18 protein-coding genes are annotated in these 22,166 nt (G+C 73.9%); 11 read left to right on the top strand and 7 right to left on the bottom strand.

The features are described 5' to 3' along the window. Positions 1-33: 33 nt before the first annotated feature. Positions 34-1,572, bottom strand: coding sequence for an O-antigen ligase family protein (locus BD833_RS12450; RefSeq protein ID WP_166533454.1), 1,539 nt, complete (start codon positions 1,570-1,572; stop codon positions 34-36). Between the two features lie 282 nt (positions 1,573-1,854). Here BD833_RS12450 and BD833_RS12455 point away from each other — a divergent pair, with 282 nt between their 5' ends. Then, a complete protein-coding gene (locus BD833_RS12455; RefSeq protein ID WP_166533455.1) occupies positions 1,855-3,174 on the top strand; it encodes a UDP-glucose dehydrogenase family protein in 1,320 nt (439 codons plus the stop codon). 44 nt (positions 3,175-3,218) lie between these two features. After that, positions 3,219-4,547, top strand: a complete 1,329-nt coding sequence (locus BD833_RS12460; RefSeq protein WP_166533456.1) for an MATE family efflux transporter — start codon at positions 3,219-3,221, stop codon at positions 4,545-4,547. A gap of 19 nt (positions 4,548-4,566) precedes the next feature. On the opposite strand, the gene BD833_RS12465 is transcribed toward BD833_RS12460, so the two are convergent. Together BD833_RS12465 and BD833_RS12470 are read right to left on the bottom strand one after the other, a co-directional pair. Then, positions 4,567-5,793 carry an HNH endonuclease gene (locus tag BD833_RS12465; protein ID WP_166533457.1) on the bottom strand — a complete coding sequence of 409 codons (1,227 nt, stop codon included), beginning with the start codon at positions 5,791-5,793 and terminating at the stop codon, positions 4,567-4,569. A gap of 639 nt (positions 5,794-6,432) precedes the next feature. Next, positions 6,433-7,404, bottom strand: coding sequence for a polysaccharide lyase family 20 protein (locus tag BD833_RS12470; protein WP_166533458.1), 972 nt, complete (start codon positions 7,402-7,404; stop codon positions 6,433-6,435). Positions 7,405-7,717: 313 nt separating this feature from the next. Here BD833_RS12470 and BD833_RS12475 point away from each other — a divergent pair, with 313 nt between their 5' ends. From BD833_RS12475 to BD833_RS12490, 4 genes are all read left to right on the top strand, one after another. Beyond that, the gene (locus BD833_RS12475; RefSeq protein ID WP_166533459.1) at positions 7,718-8,947 is read left to right on the top strand and encodes an acyltransferase family protein; all 1,230 of its coding nucleotides are present in this window, start codon (positions 7,718-7,720) and stop codon (positions 8,945-8,947) included. Between the two features lie 168 nt (positions 8,948-9,115). Next, on the top strand, positions 9,116-9,451 hold the full coding sequence (locus tag BD833_RS12480) for a hypothetical protein (RefSeq protein ID WP_166533460.1): 336 nt from the start codon (positions 9,116-9,118) through the stop codon (positions 9,449-9,451). 87 nt (positions 9,452-9,538) lie between these two features. Beyond that, complete coding sequence (locus BD833_RS12485) at positions 9,539-10,675, top strand: LCP family protein (RefSeq protein WP_243737626.1); 1,137 nt, start codon at positions 9,539-9,541, stop codon at positions 10,673-10,675. A gap of 145 nt (positions 10,676-10,820) precedes the next feature. Then, positions 10,821-11,003, top strand: a complete 183-nt coding sequence (locus BD833_RS12490; RefSeq protein ID WP_166533461.1) for a hypothetical protein — start codon at positions 10,821-10,823, stop codon at positions 11,001-11,003. A 22-nt stretch (positions 11,004-11,025) separates the two neighbouring features. Here the strand turns inward: BD833_RS12490 and BD833_RS12495 are convergent, their stop codons facing one another. Beyond that, the gene (locus BD833_RS12495) at positions 11,026-11,598 is read right to left on the bottom strand and encodes a sugar transferase (protein WP_341770597.1); all 573 of its coding nucleotides are present in this window, start codon (positions 11,596-11,598) and stop codon (positions 11,026-11,028) included. Between the two features lie 92 nt (positions 11,599-11,690). Between BD833_RS12495 and BD833_RS12500 the strand changes: the two genes are divergently transcribed. Continuing rightward, positions 11,691-12,506: a hypothetical protein gene (locus tag BD833_RS12500; protein WP_166533462.1), complete on the top strand. Its 816-nt coding sequence runs from the start codon at positions 11,691-11,693 to the stop codon at positions 12,504-12,506. Between the two features lie 311 nt (positions 12,507-12,817). Here BD833_RS12500 and BD833_RS22730 read toward each other — a convergent pair whose 3' ends face one another. Next, positions 12,818-14,176, bottom strand: coding sequence for a hypothetical protein (locus tag BD833_RS22730; protein WP_208092626.1), 1,359 nt, complete (start codon positions 14,174-14,176; stop codon positions 12,818-12,820). Between the two features lie 233 nt (positions 14,177-14,409). Between BD833_RS22730 and BD833_RS12510 the strand changes: the two genes are divergently transcribed. Continuing rightward, positions 14,410-15,267 carry an N-acetylmuramoyl-L-alanine amidase gene (locus tag BD833_RS12510; protein ID WP_166533463.1) on the top strand — a complete coding sequence of 286 codons (858 nt, stop codon included), beginning with the start codon at positions 14,410-14,412 and terminating at the stop codon, positions 15,265-15,267. Between the two features lie 48 nt (positions 15,268-15,315). Here the strand turns inward: BD833_RS12510 and BD833_RS12515 are convergent, their stop codons facing one another. Further along, a complete protein-coding gene (locus BD833_RS12515) occupies positions 15,316-17,448 on the bottom strand; it encodes an acyltransferase family protein (RefSeq protein WP_166533464.1) in 2,133 nt (710 codons plus the stop codon). Between the two features lie 130 nt (positions 17,449-17,578). Next, positions 17,579-18,598 carry a discoidin domain-containing protein gene (locus tag BD833_RS12520; protein WP_166533465.1) on the bottom strand — a complete coding sequence of 340 codons (1,020 nt, stop codon included), beginning with the start codon at positions 18,596-18,598 and terminating at the stop codon, positions 17,579-17,581. Between the two features lie 443 nt (positions 18,599-19,041). Here BD833_RS12520 and BD833_RS12525 point away from each other — a divergent pair, with 443 nt between their 5' ends. The 3 genes from BD833_RS12525 to BD833_RS12535 all read left to right on the top strand — a co-directional run bounded on the left by BD833_RS12525 (position 19,042) and on the right by BD833_RS12535 (position 22,163). Further along, the gene (locus BD833_RS12525) at positions 19,042-20,163 is read left to right on the top strand and encodes a glycosyltransferase family 2 protein (RefSeq protein WP_243737627.1); all 1,122 of its coding nucleotides are present in this window, start codon (positions 19,042-19,044) and stop codon (positions 20,161-20,163) included. Continuing rightward, positions 20,164-20,742, top strand: coding sequence for a metal-dependent hydrolase (locus tag BD833_RS12530; protein WP_166533466.1), 579 nt, complete (start codon positions 20,164-20,166; stop codon positions 20,740-20,742). Between the two features lie 431 nt (positions 20,743-21,173). Beyond that, entirely contained in the window at positions 21,174-22,163 is a 990-nt protein-coding gene (locus BD833_RS12535; protein ID WP_166533467.1) for a glycosyltransferase family 2 protein, read from the top strand. Positions 22,164-22,166: the final 3 nt, after the last annotated feature.

Below are 22,166 nucleotides of genomic sequence, written 5' to 3' on the forward strand. Positions count from 1 at the left end.
TGGGCCACATTTCGCCGGTTGGTGTCAGCTTCGTCAGCGAACGGCCGCGGTTCTGGTGACCTGCGCCACGTCGGCACCGCCGTCCGGAGCCGGCTCGGCGGCCGGCTGACCGTCGTCCGTCCGGTCCGCCTGGCCCCCGGGTGTCTTTCCACCGAACGATCCCAGCAGCCCCATCAGGAGGAACAGCGGGACGTAGGACGGCGGGGAGACGAATACCGGGTTGCCGGTCGACTCGAGCAGGTACTGGAAGATCCAGGCGATCCCGGTGAGGCCGAGCCAGCGCGCGATGGGGGCCTCGTCCCGCGACAGCCGGCGCAGCCGGCGGAAGACCGCGACGAGCGCGGCGACGAACACCAGGAGCCCGAGGATGCCGGTCTCGCCGAGGATCGCCGGCCACATGGTGTCGGTGAGGAACAGCGCGTTGCCGGTGCGCTCGGAGAGGCCCCAGACGTTCTGGTAGCCGCGCTCCAGGTACAGCGGGCTGTAGAACTCCGAGGCCGTGTCCGAGCCGAACCGGCCGAATCCTGCGCCCAGCGGGAAGTGGTCGAGGGCGACGAAGAAGGAGTCCTTGGTCATGAGCGTGCGCGCCGCGGTGCCCTCGGACTGGTCGAAGTAGGTGGCCACGATGCCCTGCAGCGCGGTGAGCAGCGTGGACCAGAACACGACCAGGATGCCGGCGACGGTGGCCACCGCCGTGGCGAAGACGCCCGACCGGCCGGCCCGCGAGCTGAGCCACAGGAAGCTGCCGATCATCCCGAGCCAGGTCTTGCGCCGGAAGGAGAAGACCGCGACCAGCGCCATGCCGGCCGACATCAGCCAGGTGAAGCGGGTGCCACCCATGGTGGTGTTCCAGGCGACCAGCGCGAGGAAGCCCAGCGCGGACATGATGCCGAGCGTCCCGGGCTCCACGAACGGGCCGATGAGCGACGGGATGGCCGCCCGGTAGCTGACCTGCGGGATGTTGCCGACCAGGCCCTGCCAGGTCTGCGGGATGGCCAGGTTCACCAGGGAGCAGGCGATGATGAAGAGCATGACGGCGACGCCGCCCTTGGCCAGCCGGCGCACGTCCGCGGCGCTCCACTGCACCTGGGCCACGGCCAGGGCGAGCAGGATGCCCTTGAGGGCGAGCGCCGAGCCGGACGCGAGGACGACCAGCGGCACGTTCGCGACCAGGCCGCTGACGATGCCGAGCACCCCGAACAGGGTGAACCAGCCGAAGCCGGGGAACGTCCGGATCGGCTGGCCCCGGAGGATCCGCGGCCCGAGGCAGACCAGCAGCGACGCGGCGATCGACGCCTCGTCGAGGTAGTCGACCGGGGGGATGCCGCTGACCTGGGCCAGCGACTTGCTGAACAGGCACCCCAGGATCGCCAGCGCCACGAACCGCTTGGGGTGCTGGACGCCCCACACCAGCACCGGGACGCCGACGACGAGCAGCAGCACCGGCACCGGCTGGTAGGCCGCCCCGGCGGTGAGGACGGCGACGGCCAGCACGCACAGGGCCACGGTGCGCGGCATGGTCCTGGTCAGCGCATCGCCCACCACGGCCCCCTCCACGCCCCGCAGCCGCACGGCACGGCTGTACGACTCCCGCTCGGTCCGGCGCAGCGTGACACGCGGCCGGGCCACCGACAATGCCACGCACCCGCCACCGCCCGGCCGGACGACGTCCCCCACATGACGCAGGACACACCCGGACGGGTGGTCCGGCCCCCGCTCGGACCACTTCTCGGCTTCTCCGCGCCTCCCGGCTGGCCAGGCGGGCGGTGCGTGCACGACCATGGCGGGGGCCCGCGGCACGACGCGCGGGCCGACGACCTGCCTCTACACCCCGATCGAACCCTGGAGCACTGCGTGAAGATCTCGGTCATCGGCTGCGGATACCTGGGGGCCGTGCACGCCGCCTCGATGGCCGAGCTGGGTCATGACGTCGTCGGCATCGACGTCGACGCCCCGAAGATCGAGTCGCTGTCGCAGGCCCGGGCCCCGTTCTACGAGCCGGGCTTCGAGGAGCTGCTGGAGCGCACCCTGGCCACCGGGCGGCTGCGCTTCACCACCGACTTCGCCGACGCCGCCGGTGCGGCGGTGCACTTCGTCTGCGTCGGCACCCCGCAGAAGCGCGGCGAGTACGCCGCCGACATGCGCTACGTGCAGGGCGCGGTCGAGTCGCTGCTCGACGTCCTCGCCCCCGGCGAGCTGGTGGTCGGCAAGTCCACCGTGCCGGTGGGGACGGCGGCCGTCCTGGCCGAGCTGGTCGCGGCGAAGGTGCCCGGCGCGCTGCTCGCCTGGAATCCCGAGTTCCTGCGCGAGGGCTTCGCCGTCCAGGACACCCTGCACCCCGACCGGCTGGTCTACGGCCTGCCGGCCGGCGCGGACGGCGACACCGCGCGGGCGCTGCTCGACGAGGTGTACGCCACGATCGTCGAGCGCGGCACCCCGAAGGTGGAGAGCGACTACGCCACCGCCGAGATGGTGAAGACCGCGGCGAACTCCTTCCTCGCCACCAAGATCTCCTTCATCAACGCCATGGCCGAGCTGTGCGAGGCCACCGGCGCCGACGTGAAGCTGCTGGCCGACGCGATCGGCTACGACGACCGGATCGGCCGCAAGTTCCTCAACGCCGGGCTCGGCTTCGGCGGCGGCTGCCTGCCCAAGGACATCCGCGCGTTCATGGCCCGCGCCGGGGAGCTGGGCGCCGACCAGGCGCTGACGTTCCTGCGCGAGGTCGACAACATCAACATGCGCCGGCGCATCCGCATGGTGGAGTTGGCCCGCGAGGTGCTCGACGGCTCGCTGCTGGGCAAGCGGGTCGCCGTCCTGGGTGCGGCCTTCAAGCCCGACAGCGACGACATCCGCGACTCCCCCGCGCTCAACGTCGCCGCCCAGCTGCAGCTGCAGGGCGCGGTGGTGCGGGTGACCGACCCGGCCGCGGTGGAGAACAGCCGCCGGCTGTGGCCGCAGCTGGACTACGCGGCCACCCCCGAGGAGGCCGCCGAGGGCGCCGACGCCGTCCTGGTGCTCACCGAGTGGAAGCAGTACCGCGAGCTCGACCCGGTCGCCTTCGGCCGGGTGGTGCGGCAGAAGCGGGTGCTCGACGGCCGCAACGCCCTGAGCCGGACGGCCTGGACCTCGGCCGGCTGGACCTACCGGGCACTCGGCCGCCGCGCCGGCTGAGCGCGGATGCCCGACCCCCTCCCGCCGTCCCGGGCGCCCGGCCGATGCTGAGCCGGGTGGGCCGGGCGCTGCGCGGCGGCAAGCTCGCCAGCAAGGCGGCGACCTTCGCCGACCAGGCGATCTCCAGCGCCAGCAACATGCTGCTGTCGGTGTCGATCGCCTCGAACGTGAGCGCCAGCGTCTTCGGTGAGTTCGCGATCATCTACAGCATCTACTGGCTGCTGCTGGGCGGCACCCGCGCCGCCGTCCTGGACCCGCTGCTGATCACCCGGACGAACGTGCTGAAGGGCGCGCCGGTCCACCTGGTCGCCGCGGCGTCGGCGACGCTGGTCGGCGCCCTCGGCATCCCGGTGGGCCTGCTCCTGCTGGCCACGCCGCTGGACACCGCCTGGGTCGTCTTCTTCCTCGGGCTGCCGGTGCTGCTGCTGCAGGACGCGCTGCGCTACATCGGGTTCCTGGAGCAGCGGCCGGGCCGGGCGGTGCTGCTGGACGGCGTCTGGCTGGTGGTCATGGTGGTGGCCACGGTGCTCGCCATGACCGGGGCCATCTCGGGGACGGCGGCGGTGCTGGCCCTGTGGGTGCTCGGCGCGCTGCTGGCCGACGTGATCGGTCTCGCCGCCTTCCGCCTCCGCCGCGAACCGCTGCGGCTGCGGGCCCGGCTGCGGGCGATGTGGCCGGTCTCCGGGCCGCTGCTCGGCGACTTCGCGCTCTCCTCGGGCTCCGGGCAGCTGACCGTGTTCGTGCTGCCGCTGGTGGCGAGCACCGCGCTGCTCGGCTCGCTCAAGGCGGCCCAGGTGGCCAACGGCCCGCTCAACATCACCGTGGCCGCCGCGAGCGTCATCTGCCTGCCGATGGTGGCGAACGCGGTGGACTCCGGCGGCGGCCGGGCGGCCGCGCTGCGCATCGGTCGGTTCGCCTCGCTGGCGCTGGCCGGGGTGGCGGTCGTCTACGGCGCCGTCCTCCTGCTGCTCCCGCAGGGCGTGGGCGAGGCGCTGTTCGGCCAGTCGTGGGGCTCGGGCTGGCTGGTGGCCGCGGTGAGCCTGCAGATGGTGCTGTTCGGCATCACCCACGGGGCGCTGCTGGCGCTGCGCGGCTCGCGCAACACCAAGGTGGCGCTCCGGGTCCGGCTGGCGGTGGCGCCGGTGGCGGTGTTCCTGCCGGTGGCGCTCACCGCCGTGTGGGGCCGGGCGGGGCTGATGGCCGGGCTGATCATCGCCGCCTCGGCCATGTCGCTGGTGAGCTGGCTGGTCGCCGTCCGGGTGGTGCCGCAGCCGCCGCCGCCCGGTGCCGACGACGTACCGGAGGCCGACCTGCCCGACGACGCCCCGACCGGTAAGAACCCGCTGGGCTCCCCGGCGTCCGCGGCGCAGTAGCACCGGGGCTGCCAGCCGATCAGACGGTGGCCCGAGGCTCAGCAGGCGCGCCGATCTCCGGACTGGAGCGGGCGATGGCAGAGCGTACGAGTCGGTCGGGTCTGCTCGGGATCCGCTTCACGCGACTGCGTTCTGAGGGCATCTGATCCGCCCGGCTATTCGCGTGGGACCGGTTCTCCGCGTGGGTAGCCGACGATGATCTCGGTGCCGTCTTCGCGGTAGGTGCGCCAGCGTTTCGCGACCGGGTCCCAGGCGATGGAGAAGCCGTGGTGGACACAAGGTGCGAGTGGCGTTCGCAGAGCAACGCTGTGTTGGCCACCGATGTCTCGCCGTGGTCGGCGATCCACTCCTGGACATGATGGGCGTCGCACCACCAGGTCGGAGCGGAGCAGCCGGCGAACACGCAGCCGCCGTCGCGGGCGTCGGCCGCCTTGCGGATGGGTGCGGGCACGAGCCGTTGCGTACGGCTGATGTTCAGCGGCATGCCGTCGGGGCCGAAGAGCACCCGGGTGATGATCGAGTCGCAGGCCAGTTGGCGGGCCACCTCGTTGGACACCCGCTGACCTGATCCCAGCCGAGCGGCGCCCGCGATCACGTCCGGGTCGAGCAGGTCCTCAGCGGAGATGGTGGCCGCGACCTGCGCGTGGTGCTTGCGCAGCATCGGGGTGTCGGCGGCGGCCAACGCGTTGTCGGCGAGCTGGACGAGGGCGTCGGCCATCTCCTGGGCGTGGCTGCGGTCGTCGTCGGCGACCCGGCCGGCCTGCTGGTAGGCGGTGAGCGCGGTAGCGACCTTCTCGTAGCCGGCGGCGTCGAGGTGGCCGTGGAAGGTTCCGCCACCCTCGGCGCCGGCCGAGGGGGTGAGGTGCAGTTCCCGGCGTCGGGTGGGGTCGGGTTCGGGCCCGTCGGGGTCGATCCAGTCCAGCATGCGCCCGACCACGGCAGGCAGCGTCTCGGGATGGTCGCCGGTCGCGCAGGCCAGGAGCGTCGCGTCGACGCCGTCCGCTCCGTACAGGTCCACGCCGAGCTCGGCCGCGGCGGCCAGCCGGACCGGGGTGGCGACCTTGGCCACGACCGCGGTCTGATCGGGGGTGACCCGGCCGGCACGGGCGGCCTCGGACCACCGCGGCAGTTGCTCCAACGTCCGTCCGGCTCTCGTCAGCCGGGCGGCGGCGGCGGCGACGTTCAGGTGCCCCGACATCCACCTTTTGATCGTCTTGTGCCCGTCGAACTCCGCGGCCTGGCGCACTCGGCGGCCCGGACGGTCTGGGCCACAGCGGCCTCGATGACGTTCTGCAGCTGGCTCAGCCCGCGGATCCGGGCCAGCAACACCGGCGCCTGGGTGGCAGGTGAGCCGTCGAGAGGATTCACCCCGGCCAGCTCGAGGGCGCCGGCCAGGACGGCAGCGACGTCGTCGGGCAGTTCCAACGACGTCTGCCGGGCTGCTTCGCGCTCGGCCGCTCGTGCGGCCGTCGCCTCCGCGGCCAGAGCCGAGGCCGCGTCCCGGCCGGCCGCCGCGGGCGGAGCAGGCGCTGGAGTCGGAGTCGGAGTCGGAGTCGGGCAGCCGAGCCGGAAGGTGCCAGCATCCGGGACGGGGAGGAAGCCGTCGTCCAGACCCATGACGCCCTCCTCTGGGTCGACTCGCTACTCGAACGTGTGTTCGAAAGGTACCGCGAACGTCCTGCATCGACAACTCGAACCTGCTGGTCAGCGCCTCCTTTGCCCGAGGCGGATGCAGTCACCTGCGGCACCCGGCCTCGCCCGGCCGCCGGACGCCCGTCCGGGGTGGACCCGTGCGATCTTCGACGAGCCGCGTCGCTCCTGGCCGGAAGGGCATTCACGCTTCCGACGCGCAGTCACACGCCTGTTCGACGGTGGAACGGGCCGCTCAGTCCGCCGCCGGCTCGAGGGCCACGGCCTCGCGGGTATCGCCGCGCAGGGCGTCGGAGAAGTACACGGTGTGCTCGCGGCGGGTGTTGTTGGCCGCGTAGATGCCCTGCTTCAGGTAGGCGCTCTGCCCCTCGTAGAGGTTGGCCGCCGCGGCGTCCACCACCTGCTCGCCGTCGATCCACACCCGGGTGCTGCCCTCGTCGGGGTCCGTGGACCACTTGATGCGCACGGTGTGGTCGAGCCACTCGCCCCGCTCCAGCGGGCCCAGGTCGTACACGGCGGTGTGCTCCACCCGCTCCTCGCCGAGCACCCCGCCGCGCACCGACATCCGCAGCTCAGGCTGGTCGCCGTCGGTGACCCACAGGTCGATGTTCGGTGAGCCGGTGTTCGCCGTCTGGTGCCACTGGGTGTAGATCAGGAACTCGTCGCGGCCGTCCCACCGGAAGTCCTCGGGGAAGTACGTCGACCACGAGTACCACTGCACGTCGCCCTCCTCGGGCGAGCCGGCCTCCTCGATTGTCGAGCGCACCTCACCGCGGATGGTCGTGTCGACGCCGAAGGTGAAGTCGCCCGGCCGGGCGCTGAAGGCCCCGGAGTGCTCGTACCCCGGGCGGACCGGCTCGTCGACGACGCGCACCTGCTCGGGACGGGCGGCGTGCACCTCGCTCCACGCCGAGAGGGTGCCGTCGTCGTAGCTCCACACCTGGTCGGGCCGCCGGGGGTCGTCCAGGGTCGGCGACGTCGTGGGCGCCGAGGAGGTGCTGCGCGACGTGGAGAACTGGTCGGTCGCTACCGGGTCCAGCTCCGACCGCGGGACCTCGGTGGTCTCGATCGGCGTGGACGGCGGCTCCGCGGTGGCGACGGTGGGGTCGCTGCCGGACGGGCGGGGGTCGTCGGAACCGCAGGCCGCGAGCGTCAGCGAGACCGACACCGCCAGGGCGAGCGGGATCCGGCGGCGGCCTCGCGTCACAGCACTTCCTCTTGGCACGGGTTCGCGGGGCAGTGGGCGATGCGGCGCCCCGAGCACATCCGGGCCCGGCACTGCGGTGGCCGGCTCCGGCCACCCGAACGAGCGGACACCCGAGCGTACCCATCGATGCCGCGTGCCCGCTGGGACCGCTGGGACCGCTGCCCACGATCGGGGTAACGCAGCGTTCACGTGATGCTGCCCTCGCCGACCAGCGCCGATGGCGTCGCGCCCCTATATTCGAGTGGATGATCTTTACCCGGTGCAGCCTCGCCCAGCAGCGCCGGACGCTTTCCGTGCGTGGAGGGCAGTGAGGATGGCGACGCCACGCTCCGGCGCGACGTCGGGAACCCGGCAGAGCGGCGGGGGCCAGCCGGACCGGCGCGCCGCGGCGAACCCCGCCCGCCGCGGCCCGTCTTCCGCCTCGGGCGCCTCCCCCTCGGACCAGCCGCGGGCGGGACGGGTGCCGCGGCTGGACTCCTTGACCGGGCTGCGCTTCGTGGCGGCGCTGCTGGTGTTCGTCTCGCACACGCTGGCCACGTTCGAGTTCACGCCGTACTACCGGCAGATGGAGCCCTACCTCGAGCCGGGCGCAGCCGGGGTGAGCTTCTTCTTCATCCTCAGCGGCTTCGTGCTCACCTGGACGCACCGCGCGGGTGACAGGGTGGGCCCGTTCTACCGCCGGCGGTTCGCCCGCATCGCGCCGGCGTACTGGGTGGCGGTGCTCGCGTTCATCCCGCTGAACGCGATCGCCAACCCGGAGGAAACCGGGTCGCTGCTGCGGCACATGGCGCCGCAGTTCCTCGGCCTGCACGCGTGGTTCCCGGACAGCGAGTACTACTGGGCCGGCAACGGCGTCACGTGGTCGATCTCGTGCGAGATGTTCTTCTACGCCCTGTTCCCGCTGCTCATCGTGGGGGCGCTGCGGCTGTCGGGCCGGGCCCGGTGGTGGGCCGCCGGGGTGCTCGCCGCCCTGGTGATCGTGCCGCCGGTGGTGCTGGCGCCGCTCACCCACGGCGCGACGGTGGCCGACTGGGCGATCTTCATCTTCCCGGTGCAGCGGCTGTGGGAGTTCTGCCTCGGCATCCTGATCGCGCTGTGGATCAAGCAGGGCGGCCGGATCCGGCTCGGGCTCCCGGTCGCGCTCGCGCTGGTCGCCGTCGCCTACGCCATCGCCATCCCGGCCCCGGCCTACCTGATCTGGGTCGCGATCCCCTTCATCCCCTTCGCCCTGGTGATCGCGACCGCCGCCCAGGCCGATCTCGACGGCCGCCCGTCGGTGTTCCGCCACCCGGTGCTGGTCAAGCTCGGCGAGTGGTCGTTCGCCTTCTACCTGACCCACCAGCTGGTGATCCGGGTGGTGGACTACCTGCTGGAGCCGAGCACGGTCGCCGGCGCGATCGGCGCTTCGCTGCTGGCCCTGGTCGGCTCCGTCGCGAGCGCCTACGTGCTCTACACGGTGGTCGAGAAGCCGCTCGAACGGCGGCTGCGGGGCGGCACGCTGCCGGTGAGCCACGGCGGCTCGGGGCACGTCCAGAAGCGGTAGCCCTCTCCCGCCGGCGAACCGCAACGCAACCGATGCGGTTCCGTCACGGACTCCGGCGCATGCCGGGGGACACTTGAGGGAAGTGAGCCGGTCACGGGGCCGGAACAGCGCCGCGAACCCCCGACACAGGATCCGGCCCCCGGGCCGGCGATACCCAAGGAAGAGCCCATGAGCTGGGTGCTGATCCTCCTCACGGTGTGGGTGCTCGTCGCGGTCGTGGCCGCGGTCGTGATCGGCCGCAGCGTCTGCTTCGCCGAGGCCGAGGCCGAGGCGGCCCGGGCCGGACACGGCGCCCCGGACGCGCGGGAGCAGCGCGACGGCGCGGCGGGCTTCGCTCCCCCCGTGGCCACCGGGCACCGTGGTGGAGTACCGCCGTCCGCCGCGCGACCGGCGGCGGGCGACGCCGCCCGGCACGCGAGGCCGGCTCGCCGGCGGCCGACCTTCCGGGGCTGCATCGCGGCGACCGGGCGGGCGGCCATGCACCGCGGCCGCGGGGCCGTCTGACGTCACCCCGGCGAGGCAGACCCGCCTCCCCCCGACGGGGCGCCGCCGTACGCTCGGTCGGATTCGGCGGCAGACGGGGGTCTCGGGATGAGCAGCGACGGACGAGCGGCGTCCACGGAGGACGCGCGCAACTCCGTGGGCTCCGACGGAACCGCGTCCTTCTTCGACCGGACCGATGACGCGCCGGCAGACCGCGGCGGCCAGGGCGCACCACCGCGCCGCCGCCGGCTGCGGCGGGTGCTGATCGTTCTCGGCGTGCTCGTGGCCCTGCTCGCGGCGGTGGTCGGTGGCGGCCTGTGGTTCCTGACCGACCGCTGGGGCGGCAACATCGCCCGCGTCTCCGACGTCTTCGCCGACCTGCCGCAGGAGGCCCGGCCGGCCCCGGCCACGCCGGTGCAGGAGGCGGCGGAGGAGCCGGTCACCTTCCTGCTGGTCGGCTCCGACACCCGCAGCGAAGGCGCCCAGGGCGTCGACCCCGGCGGCCGCTCCGACGCGATCATGCTCGCCCGCTTCGCCGCCGACCGGCAGCACGCCCAGCTGATCTCCATCCCCCGCGACTCGTGGGTGGACATCCCCGGCTACGGCATGAACAAGATCAACGCCGCGTACGCCTACGGCGGGCCGGCGCTGCTCATCGCGACCGTCGAGCAGCTGACCGACGTGCGCATCGACCACTACGTGGCCATCGACTTCGAGGGCCTGATCCAGGTGACCGACGACCTGGGCGGGGTGGACGTGACGGTCGCGGAGACCACCAGCAACGGGCCCTACACGTTCGAGGCCGGGGTGAACCACCTCGACGGCGACGAGGCCCGCTGGTACCTCGGTCAGCGGTACGGCCTCACCGGGGGCGACTTCGACCGGGTGAAGCGCCAGCAGCAGTACCTGCGCGCCATGTTCGGCAAGCTGTTCAGCTCGGAGACCTTCACCAACCCGGCGAAGCTCGACGACGCCATGCTGGCGGTCACCAGCGCCGTGAGCGTCGACCAGGAGCTGAGCAACGCCGATCTGGCGGGCCTGGCGTACTCGCTGCGCAACGTGACGCCGAGCGACATCGAGTTCTTCACCGCCCCCGTGCTGGGCACCGGCATGGAGGGCCCGGCGAGCGTGGTCTACCTCGACCACACGGCCGCCGACCGGATGTGGAGCTACCTGCGCTCGGATTCGCTGGCCCAGAACGCCGACGAGTTCGGCGACGACGCACTGCCCGAGGTCCCCCGCTGAACTGTGCCGGCAGCCACCGGAGTGCAGATCAGCCGCCGACCGGCATGATCCGCCCACGATGACCAGTGACGGGATGTTCCCTTCAGCAGGTTCTGTCTGCGCGCCGGAGCGTCACGAACCGATAGCCCTCGGTAGAACTAGCGCCATGACAACGCTGGCGCTCGTCGCCTCCGCCTGGGTGGCTCTGGCACTCCCCGTCGGCGTGCTCCTCGGCCGCGGGATCCGGACCGCCGACCAGCGCGAGCAGGTGGCGGGGAGCCCGGTGCCCGACTTCATCCCCGCCGAGGTCGTGGCGTCGGTGGCCGCCGGGCAGCACCCTCGCGGCTGACGCCGTAGAGCCCTCGCCGAGGTCAGTAGGCGCCGGAGCCGCGGAGCACGGCGCCGAAGGTCTTCCAGAGGATCATCAGGTCGAACGTCAGCGTCCAGTTCTCGACGTACCGGACGTCGATGCGCACGGAGTCGTCCCAGGAGAGGTCCGAGCGGCCGCTGACCTGCCACAGGCCGGTGATGCCCGGCTTCACGAGCAGGCGGCGACGCATGTCGAAGCCGTACTGCTCGACCTCGCGGGTGACGTGCGGCCGGGGGCCGACCAGGCTCATGCTGCCGTCGAGCACGTTGAACAGCTGCGGCAGCTCGTCGAGGGAGAACCGGCGCATGACCACGCCGACCCGGGTGACGCACGGGTCACGCTTCCTCTTGAACTGGACGTCGTTGCCCTCATTGCTCTGCTCGAAGAGGGCGTCGACCAGCTTGTCGGCGTTGAGCACCATGCTGCGGAACCTGTAGACCTCGAAGGGCTTGCCGCCCAGGCCGATCCGCTCGTGCTTGTAGAAGACCGGCCCGCCGCGGCTGGTCAGCTTGACCGCCAGCGCGAGCCCGATCGACCGACCCGACGCGCCGCCCACCATGGCCCCCCGCAACACCCCCGTGGCGACTGTGGCGTGCGATTCCTAGCGTGTCCGACACGTGAGCGATCTGGGGCCTCGGTGCTGCGCCTCGCTCTTACGCTGCCGCCATGCCGTGTCCCTCCTGTGGGGCGACCGACGCACGCACCCAGATCCTCCCCGGGTACTGGCGGTGCGACGCCGTCGTCCGTGCTTCGTCCCTGGTCGCCGATCCCGTCGGCGTCGGCGCCGCCATGCCCATCAGCGCCGCACCGGAGGTACCGGCCCGCTGCGGCACCGTCTACATCCAGACCCGTGACGAAAACGGGCCGGCCCTGTGCCGCTGCGGTGATCCCGCGATCGGTGAGTGCACCGAGTGCACCCGCATGGTCTGCGCCGATCACTCCGCCCTCTGGCAGGGCTGGCGGGTCTGCGACCGCGACCTCGCCAACGCGCGCCTGCGCGCCCGTACGGCCGCGCTCGCCGAGGAGAAGCGGCGCGCCGAAGAGGCCGCCGCCGCGGAGGCCGAGCGCCACCGGCAGCGCACCACGCTGCTCGAGCTCGCCGACGAGGACGCCGTCTGGCTGCTCTATGTCCGCACCGAGCCGCGCACCGAGCAGGAGATCCGCTCGGCCGTACACGTGCTGCGCGGCCTGAACCCGGCCCAGTTCACCGACGCCTGCCTCTACCTCCTCCCCTACGCCGGCGGGCCCGAGACCCGGCGCACCGGCCTCACCCGGCTCTCCGGCTGGGCGTTCGAGGGCCCCGACTTCCACGGCCGCTCGTGGTTCCTGACCCGCAAGGGCGAGTGGCACCGCAGCGGCACCTACGGGACCTCCGGCGGCGAGGCCCAGCGCTGGAAGAAGGTGCGCTTCGACGACGTGGAGAAGCGCGCCGTCATCGACGAGCTGTCCTGGCAGCAGACGGTCACCAGCGGCCTGCTCTGACTGGCTCAGCAGCCGATAGGGCACGCCACAGCCGAGGCGAGACGGAACCTCCGCCTAGGCGCCCGCTGCGGGGCCGGCTCTACCGGGCCGGTCGAGGTCCGGGTCGGCAGTGCTGAGCTCCTCCTCCGCTGCGCGTTCCCGCCGGCGGGCGCGCGCGGCCGTGGAGCCGAGCCAGATGGCCCCTACCGGGGCGACGAGCAGCCACGCGATCAGCAGCCACCACCACGACACTCCGCACCCCCTGGGTTGCTGAGCGTGCCCCCCGAGGGGCGGCCGCACAACCCAGAAAGCCCGGGGCGGCGTCGGTGGCGCTATCCGACGCCGATGGAGATGAGCGGCGCGGCCGCCGGGTCGAGCCAGCGCATCAGCGCGGCCAGCGGGTCGCCCTCGATCGCCACGCACCCGGCGGTGGGCTGCCCGTTGGACATGTGCAGGAAGAACGCCGAGCCCGCGCCCCGCGTGCCGCCGCGGTTGTAGTCGATGACCACCGCGTGGTTGTAGGCCCAGCCCTGGGCGTAGAGGTGCTCCCCCGCCGCCTCGTTGAACGGGCAGGTGCGGGGGGCGCAGCGCGCGTACTGGTTGTACAGCGAGCTGTTCACGTCCGACACCCACCAGTCCGAGCCGTCGATCACCCGGTACGGCAGCGCCGTCCCCGGGTTCGCCAGCCGGCCGAAGCTCTCGGTGAGCGAGAAGGTGCCCGCCGGGGTGCGGCTGACCCCCTCCCGGGCGGTGCCGATGCCGCTGGCGCCCACCTGCGCCGTCACCGGCCCGAGCACCGCCACCCAGCCCGTGCCGCGCTTCTCCCAGGCGGTCAGGCGGCCGCTGGTCGCTCCGGCGTGCGGCACGGTCACCGTCACCAGCTGGCGGGCGTTGCCGGTGCTCACCGCCATCGGCAGCCCGGCCCGGTCGGCGCCGGTGCTCCAGAAGGCCCGCCCGTCGGGGCGCTGCAGCACCACCTGGCCGTCCTCGTACAGCACCGCCCGCGCGTACGGGTTGCCCCACGTGCCGCTGTGCCACAGCGGCGCCCCCGAGGCGGAGTAGAGCACCAGGTTGCCGTCGGTCTGCATCACCAGCTTGGCGCCGGGTGACCACCAGGTGCCGGTGTTCCAGGCCGGCCGCATGTCCGAGGCGTAGGTGACCAGGTTGCCATCGGACTGCATCGCCAGCGTGTAGGAGGCCGCCCCCGAGCGCAGCGACTGCCCGGCCACGAGCACCCGGCCGCTGCCCAGCGTGTAGCCCAGCGAGCCGCTGCCCGGCGCCACGTCGGGGCCGGTGCTCCACAGCACCCGGCCGTCGGACCGGTAGAGCACCAGGTTCCCGTCGTCGTGCAGCACCACGCGCGCCCCCGCGTGGCCCCAGGTGGCGCTGTGCCAGATCGAGGCGCCGGCGCGGTTGTAGAGCACCAGGTTGCCGTCGGTCTGCATCACCAGCCGCGACCCCGGCGAGCGCCAGGTGTCGCTGTTCCACACCGGCCGCCCGCCGGATGCGTAGAGGACGGCGTTCCCGTCCCCCTGCACCGTCAGCGAGTACGCCCCCGAGGCCGAGCGCAGCCCCTGCCCGGCGGTCAGCTGCTGGCCGGCCGACAGGGTGTCCGCGGTCGCCGCCGACGCCGGCAGCCCCGGCCCCACCAACGCCACCAGGGCGAGCAGGACCAGAGCGGTGCGCAGCACCTGACGCATAGATGACCCCCGTGGTCGCCGGACGAGCGCCTGTGACTGTAGGGGGGCCCTCGCCGCCGCGCGGGGCTGCCGTGCGCGCTGTTCCCGGTGTGACGGAAGGGGTCGTCCCGGCCCCCGAGCGCACCCCTGGACGCCGGCCGCGCGGCCCGGACCGGACGGCGTGCAGACTGGTGCCGGCCCCCTCCGGTCGGCTCGTCCGGATCCGCCGCTTCCCAGGAGACCTCATGGCGCCGGCGGTTCGTCGCACCTGGGGACGACGGCGCCGAGTGCTGGTGGCGGTCGCGGTCTGCGCCGCACTGGCCGTCGCCGTCGCCGTGGCGCTGACCGCGCCGGGGCGGGATCCCACCGCCACCGAGTCCGCGCCCCGCCCGCAGCGGAGCGCGCCGGCAGCGGACGCGGAGCCGGCCGCGGAACCCGGGCCGCCGCCCCTGGCCGGCCGCACCGTCGCGCTCGATCCCGGCCACAACCGGGACAACGGCCGGTACCCCGACGAGATCGGCCGCCCCGTCGACGCCGGCGGCTTCGCCAAGCAGTGCAACACCACCGGCACCGCCACCGACGCCGGCGTGCCGGAGGCGACGCTCAACTGGGAGCTGGCCCTCGATGTCCGCGAGCGGCTGGAGGCCCTCGGCGCCACCGTCGTCCTCACCCGCGACCAGGACGCCGGCTGGGGGCCCTGCATCGACGAACGGGCCCGCATCGCCAACCGCGCCGGCGCCCACCTGCTGCTGTCCCTGCACGCCGACGGCGCGGCGGCGGACGCGCACGGCTTCCACGTCATCCACCCCGCGAGCAGGCCCGGCTGGACCGACGACATCGCCGCCGACAGCGCCCGGGCCGCGACCACGGTTCGCGACGCGCTGGTCGCCGCCGGGCTGACCCCGGCCACCTACCTCGGGCAGGCGGGACTGGACGAGCGGGACGACCTCGGCACGCTGAACCAGGCCGACGTGCCGGCGGTGCTGCTCGAGGCGGGCAACCTGCGCAACGCCGACGACGCGGCGCTGCTCACCGGCGAGGAGAGGCGCGGGGAGTTGGCCGACGCGCTCGCCGGCGCCGTCCGCGACTTCCTGGCCGGCTGAGCGCCGCCCGGCAGCGGGGGCCGGCCGACCGGTCCCGGGTCGTCGCGGTCACGACGTGAGGCGGGCCGGCACCATGTCCCGGATGGCGGCCGTGACCAGCTCGGCTGCCGCCGCCGTCAGGTGCGTCTCGTCGGTGCGCAGCAGCACGGAGCCGATGAAGGCGGGGCAGCGGTCGTCGGCGCAGAACAGGTCCCGGGTGTCCACGTAGGTGACGTCCGCGCCGGCCGCCTGCAGCTCCTCGACCGCGGCCCGCTCGGCCGCCGACTTGTCCACGTAGCCGCGGGTCATCTCCCGGACGCAGTCGTCCGGGCTGCCCAGGCGCACGCCGCACTCGCGGGGGTCGGCACCCAGCGGCGGATTGCTCAGCACCACCACCGAGCCGACGTAGGGCTGCACCGCCTCGAGGGTCGACTCGAGGCCGCGCTGCCACTCGTCGAGCACGTCCTCCCCCTCGGCACCGCTGACGAGGTCGCCGAGGTAGCCCTGCCCGGCCGACACGACCAGCACCTCCGGCGAGGTCTCCTCGATGAACTCCAGGGTGCCGTCGCGGGCGGCCGCGCACTCCTCGGGGAAGCCGGGTGCCTCGATCTCGGGGGCCACGGCGACGTCGATGAACGGGCAGTTGGCGTAGCCGAGCGCGAGCACCTGCCAGTCGTCGCCCTCGAACGTCGCGTTCACCGTGGGCGCCCAGCTCATCGCCACCGAGTCACCGACCAGGAGCGCCGTCCTGCTCGCGTCCTCCGGCCCGCTCTGGCAGACCAGCGGCTCGTCGCTGGCGCCCACGATGTTCCGGCACCCCGGCGCGGCGGTGCCCATCGCGACCGCCTGCTGCTCGGGCCCCAGCTCGTCGAAGGAGGGCCGGAGGTCGGCCGGCCAGGAGTCGGCCGCCAAGGCGTCCTGCACCCGCTCGGAGAGCACCGCCGCGGGCGGGCGGTCCCCCGAGCTCGCCGGATCCGCGCTGAGCGTGCCGGCGCCCCGCAGCGAGGCCGGCGCCCAGAACTGGGCGGTGCCCAGCACGAGCAGCACCGCGGCCAGGGAGACCGGCAGCAGGACCCCCGTGCCGCGGCGTCGCTCCCACCCCGAGGTGTAGCGCGGGCGGGAGCGGAGAGCCAGGACCGGACGCTCCACCCACCGGTACGACGCGGCGGCCAGCAGCAGCGTGAGGGCCACCAGCCCCAGCTCGACCCCGATGGAGCCCCCGAGGAGGACGACGCCGAACACGACCACCGGGAAGTGCCACAGGTAGATCGAGTACGACCACTGGCCCAGGCGCTGCGCCACCGGGTTGGTGAGCAGCACGGTGGCCGGCGACGCGGGCGGATCGGCCAGCAGCACCATCGCCGTCCCGAGAACCGGCGCCAGCACCCACGGGAACGGGAACGGCGACGTCGGTGAGATGACCACGGCGGAGCCGAGGACGACCACGAGCCCCGCGACGCTGAGCCCGGCGCGGAACCGGTCGGCCAGGGCCACCTGGCCGGCGACGACGGCGACGAGCGCCCCGGACAGCAGCTCGGCGGCCCGCGCGAACGTGTCGAAGTAGGCGGCGGTGGGGGCGGTGCTCGTCCGGTACGCCGCCCACGCCAGCGACAGGACGATCCCCGCGGTGATCAGCCACCGCAGCCGCCCCGGCCGGCGGCGCAGGTCGAACAGCCCGAACGCGGCGAACAGCAGCAGCGGCCAGACCGCGTAGAACTGCTCCTCGATCGACAGCGACCAGTAGTGCTGCACCGGCGACACCGGCCCCGACGCCTGCAGGTAGTCGCTCCCGACGGCCACCAGGTGCCAGTTCTCCACGAACAGCGCCGCGGCCAGCGCGTCGAGCGCGCTCTGGTTCGCCCGCGGCAGGAACCAGACGACGTACCCGATGGCCACGGTCACCACCAGCACGACCATCGCCGCGGGCAGGATCCGCTTGGCCCGCCGGACGTAGAAGTCGCGGAAGGAGACGGTGCCCGTCGTCCGCAGCTCGCGGAGCAGCAGCGAGGTGATCAGGTAGCCGGAGATGACGAAGAAGACGTCGACGCCGACGAAGCCGCCGTGCGGCCAGCCGAGGATGTGGTCGGCGACCACCAGGCCCACCGCGACGGCGCGCAGCCCCTGGATGTCGGCGCGGTAGCGCAGCGGACGACCAGGCGGCCGGGGCGTGGTCCGGTTCGCCGCCTGGTCTGTCCCCGTCATGGGCATGACGGTACTGGGACGGATGGGTTCCACTCCCGGATCGGACCCCCATCGGCTCCCGCCGACCCGATCGGGCGACGTCTGCAGCTGCCGCGGACGCCGATGCGCTCCGCCCCGGCAGGGCACCGGCTCAGTCCCCGGTGAACTGCACGTCGCTGACGGCGGTGAAGTTGCGGATCGCGGCGTCGTTGCCGGTGCCGGCGATCTCCAGGACCACCTGCTGGGTGGTCACGCCTCCGGGGAGCTGCAGCTGCGCCGCCGCCGGCGTCGGCGACGGGATCGACTGACGCTGCATGGAACCGTCGTCGAACCGCCAGGTGACCTCCGTGACCGTGCGGTTCTCCAGGAACCGGTCCGAGCCGTCGGCGGGGTCCACCTTCGCGTAGCCCGGCACCAGGCCGACCGACGTCAGGGTGACCGGCGCACCGAAGTCGTAGACCAGCTGCTGCCCCACGGCGGCGCCCGGGCAGCGCCAGGCGGTGGCGGGGACGCCGTCCAGGGTGAGCTCGGGCTCGTAGGTGACCGGAGCGCCGGTCGAGTCGGCGCTCGGTGGCGCCTGGCAGGTCGCCCGCACCGCCACCGGCTGGACGGGCCCGGCGGCGCCGGCGGTGTCGGCAGAATCGCCGGCCGCGACCTCCGCCGGCGTGCCGGTCCCGGTCGCGGTCTCGGTGGACGAGCTCAACTGGCCGGCCAGGGCGAGGCCGCCGATCACCACCAGGGCGAGGACGAGCGCGCCGGCGAGGGCCAGGCCGAGCGGCCGCCTCCGCCCGCCCTCGATGTCCGGCGGCGCCGCCGCCGGGGCGCGCCACGGGTGCTCCGCGGCGGGTTGCTGCCACGGGTGCGCACCGGCGGCGGGCTCCTGCCACGGGTGCGCCCCGGCGGCGGGCTGCTGCCGCGTCGGCCAGGGCGGTGGGCTCGCCGGCGGCGGCGCAGCGGGCTGCGCACCGGCCTCCGCCGCGTCCGGCGTGCTCCGGACGGCCTCCGCCAGCCACGCCTGCGGGCCGACGCTCGGCAGCGGGGTGACCGGCGCGGTGCCCGAGAGGGGCGGGGGCACCGTCCCGCCCGGCGGCTGCCCGGCAGCGGGGTGCCACGGTGCCGCGCCGGCCGCGCGGTCCTCGCCCGCCGGGCGCCCGCCGTCCTCGCGCACCATGTCCTGCCACCCCCGTCCGACGGCCGCCGTCGCGATCGCCTCCTGCCTCCTGAGCATCCGCGCCGCGGCGCGGTCCGGCCACGATAGGCGCTCCGCCGGGGCGGGCGACCGACCCGCGCCGAGGGGTGTCGCCGGCCACGGAGCGCCACGCCGACGATGCGCGCCGCTCATCCCGGAGGTGCCGGCCGACCGGCCGAGGCGCAGGTCAGCGCTCCGGGCATCCGGCTGCGGGGACCGCCCGGAGCACCCGAACCGATCACTCATGGTGACGACACTCTCATCCCGCTCCACCCCGGCGCACGCAGCCGTCAATGTGCATGTAACCCGTACTCCGACCTGTGGACACGCTGTGTTCACCTCGGGTAGGAAGCCCTCGTTCGGCTGCGGGGAATCGGCAATTCACCCGGTCGATGCCACGTGCGTGGAGCAGGACCCAGCGGAGCTTGGACTCGATCGAGAGGCCGACGGTGCTACGACGAACTCGTCCCGCGAACGGGAGGATCGCGTCCGCCGCCGCCCCGATGTCGCGCGCGAAATCGATTTTCCGCGCCGTGCTGAATGCCGGCCGGATCCGGATCCGCGGCCGATCGCCACATCCGCTCGGAGATGTGCAGGAATGGCCCGACCCGGGCTGCGGCGTCGAAAGGGATTCCATGGACGACACCTCGCGGACCCACCTGACGCCGCTGCGCCAGCCCCTCCGCTCCCCCGCGACGCCCGGCACGCCGCGGGTGAGCGTCGTCGTGCCCACCTACAACGAGGCCAAGAACCTGCCGCACGTCTTCGGCCTGCTGCCCGAGGGCCTGCACGAGGTCATCGTGGTCGACGGCCGCAGCGTCGACGGCACGGTCGAGGTCGCCCGGCAGCTGCGCCCCGACGTGCGCGTCGTCCTGCAGAACCGGCGAGGCAAGGGCAACGCCATGGCCTGCGGCTTCGCGGCCGTCACCGGCGACGTCGTCGTGATGCTCGACGCCGACGGGTCGGCGGACCCGCGCGAGATCTCGCGGTTCGTCAGCGCCCTGGTGGCCGGCGCCGACTACGCCAAGGGATCGCGCTTCGTCCCCGGCGGCGGCAGCGACGACATCACCCGCACCCGCGCGTGGGGGAACCGCTGGCTCAACCGGTCGGCGAACCTGCTCTTCGGCACCCGCTACACCGATCTCTGCTACGGCTACAACGCATTCTGGGTGCACTGCCTGCCGGCCCTGGAACTGACGACGGGCGGCGAATCGTCCGACGTGAAGCTCTGGGGCGACGGATTCGAGATCGAGACGATCATCAACACCCGCGTCGCCAAGGCGGGATTCCGTATCGCCGAGGTGCCGAGCTTCGAGTACAACCGCATCTTCGGCACGAGCAACCTCAACACCTGGCGGGACGGATTTCGCGTTCTCCGCGCATTGGTGATCGAGCGGGTCAACCGGGTCGGAACGGCCGGCCGCATCGTCTTCTCCGGCAACACGGTGTCCGAGGTGGCGCTTCCGGCGCCCCGGCCGGCACTGGAGGACGTCGGCACGGTGGGCCCGGTTCCGTCACTGAGCGTCACGGACGTGCAGACTGCGTGAGTGACCGCGAGGCTGCGCCGCCTGCTCGCCCGGCCGCACTGGGCGGTGCCGCTCGTCGCGGTCGCCGTCCTGCTCGTCCTCGACCGCATCCACCAGAGCGGCCCGTGGCCGCTGGTGGTCGAGGGCGCGCTCGACGAGCCGGCCCACCTGCTCACCGCCTGGCTCGCCCTGGCCGCGCTGCCGGGGGACCTGCTGGCGACGTCCACCGGTCGCGCCGCCCTCGTCGCCGCCGTCCTGATCGACGTGGACCACGTCCCGCTGTACCTGACCGACTCCGGGTTCGCCGTCGACGGCGGCCGGCCACCCACGCACAGCCTCGCGCTGGCCGCCGCGCTGGCAGCGGCGGCCGCGGCCGTGCCCCACCGGCGCCGTCTCCTGCTGGGCGCGGCGCTCGGCGTGCTGCTGCACTTCGTGCGCGACCTGGCCACCGGGCCCGGCGTGCCGCTGCTGTGGCCGGTCGCCGACACCGCGGCCCGCGTGCCGCACGACGCCTACCTGGTCGCCGTCCTGCTCCTCGCCGCCGCCGCGGCCGTCCGCAGCCGTGCCCGGGGAACCCGGCTCAGGAGCGGAGCCACCTGAACCACGACCTCCCCGACCGGAAGCGAGGGCAGTCGCACAACGCGCAGTCCGAGCCGCGGCGGTAGTGCTCGTGCGCCTGGCGGCCGTGGCCGCAGGCGCAGCGGCTGCCGGTGGCCACCGGCTCCTCCGGGGCAGCCGGCTCCGGGCTCACCTCCGGCCGGCCGGCCGGCTCCGGACGGTCCGTCATCCCCCTGCCCTTTCCCGCGTTCCGAGCTTCCCCGAGGGGCCACCGCAGTGGATACCGTCCCCGTCATGCCGACCAGCCCACCCCCGGCGGGCCCGGCGCACGCCGGCCCGCGGCGACCTCGGCTCCGCGGCTGCCATGCTCACCCCCGCATCTCCGACGGGGGGCCGCCCACCGCAGCGATGAGCCTCCGCCCGGGTGCGACCAGACCCGAGCACAGTATCCGCCGCGCGCCGGGCCCCTCGGCATGAGCGCCCCGCGCGCCGCCGCGGTCGGGCCCGCGGTCGACCGGCCCGCACCCACCCTCACCGTGCTCGTCTGCGCCTACACCCTCGACCGGTGGGACGACATCACCGCGGCCGTCGACAGCCTGCGCCGCCAGACCTCCCGGCCCGACCAGGTGGTGCTCGTCAGCGACCACAACGACGAGCTGCTCGAGCGCGCCCGGGCGGCGTTCCCCGAGGTCCTCTGCGTGGCCAGCGACGGCCCGCAGGGCCTCTCCGGCGCCCGCAACACCGGCGTGCAGCGCGCGACGGGCGACGTCGTGGCCTTCCTGGACGACGACGCCTCCGCCGACGAGCACTGGGCGCAGCGCCTCCTCGCCGCCTACACCGACGCGGCGGTGCTGGGCGTCGGTGGCGGGGTGCTGCCGGCGTGGCGGGCGCCCCGGCCGGCCTGGTTCCCCGACGAGTTCCTCTGGGTGGTGGGGTGCAGCTACCGGGGGCTGCCGCGCGAGCGGGCCGAGGTGCGCAACCCGATCGGGGCGAACATGAGCTTCCGCCGGGAGGTGTTCGAGGCGGCCGGGGGCTTCACGGTCAGCATCGGCCGGCTCGGCTCGGACGCCGCCGGCTGCGAGGAGACCGAGTTCGCCATCCGCGCCCGCCGGCTCCACCCCGGCGGGCGCGTCCTCGTCGAGCCGCAGGCGCTCTGCCGGCACACCGTCACGCCCGAGCGGGTGACCCGCCGCTACTTCCGGCTCCGCTGCCGCGCCGAGGGGCTGTCCAAGGCCGCGGTCAGCGAGCTCGCCGGCGCCGACGCGGCGCTCGCGGCCGAGCGCCGCTACGTCACCCGCACGCTGCCGGTCGGGGTGGCCCGCGGCCTGCGCGACGTGCTCCGCGGGGACCCGGCCGGGGCGGCGCGGGCGTGGGCGATCGTCGAGGGCACCGCGCTCACCGCCTCCGGGTACCTGCTCGGCCGGCTGCGTCAGCGGAGGGTGGGCTCCACCGGCCGGAGGTGACCT

This window comes from Blastococcus xanthinilyticus, from assembly GCF_008124835.1.
Classification (GTDB): Bacteria; Actinomycetota; Actinomycetes; order Mycobacteriales; family Geodermatophilaceae; genus Blastococcus; species Blastococcus xanthinilyticus.

Coding starts and splice junctions, on each gene's coding strand:
- BD833_RS12485 (WP_243737626.1), top strand. CDS start 9,539: ATGAGCAGCGACGGACGAGCGGCGTCCACGGAGGACGCGCGCAACTCC.
- BD833_RS12480 (WP_166533460.1), top strand. CDS start 9,116: ATGAGCTGGGTGCTGATCCTCCTCACGGTGTGGGTGCTCGTCGCGGTC.
- BD833_RS12535 (WP_166533467.1), top strand. CDS start 21,174: ATGAGCGCCCCGCGCGCCGCCGCGGTCGGGCCCGCGGTCGACCGGCCC.
- BD833_RS12510 (WP_166533463.1), top strand. CDS start 14,410: ATGGCGCCGGCGGTTCGTCGCACCTGGGGACGACGGCGCCGAGTGCTG.
- BD833_RS12475 (WP_166533459.1), top strand. CDS start 7,718: ATGGCGACGCCACGCTCCGGCGCGACGTCGGGAACCCGGCAGAGCGGC.
- BD833_RS12515 (WP_166533464.1), bottom strand. CDS start 17,448: ATGACGGGGACAGACCAGGCGGCGAACCGGACCACGCCCCGGCCGCCT.
- BD833_RS12490 (WP_166533461.1), top strand. CDS start 10,821: ATGACAACGCTGGCGCTCGTCGCCTCCGCCTGGGTGGCTCTGGCACTC.
- BD833_RS12500 (WP_166533462.1), top strand. CDS start 11,691: ATGCCGTGTCCCTCCTGTGGGGCGACCGACGCACGCACCCAGATCCTC.
- BD833_RS12520 (WP_166533465.1), bottom strand. CDS start 18,598: ATGGTGCGCGAGGACGGCGGGCGCCCGGCGGGCGAGGACCGCGCGGCC.
- BD833_RS12460 (WP_166533456.1), top strand. CDS start 3,219: ATGCTGAGCCGGGTGGGCCGGGCGCTGCGCGGCGGCAAGCTCGCCAGC.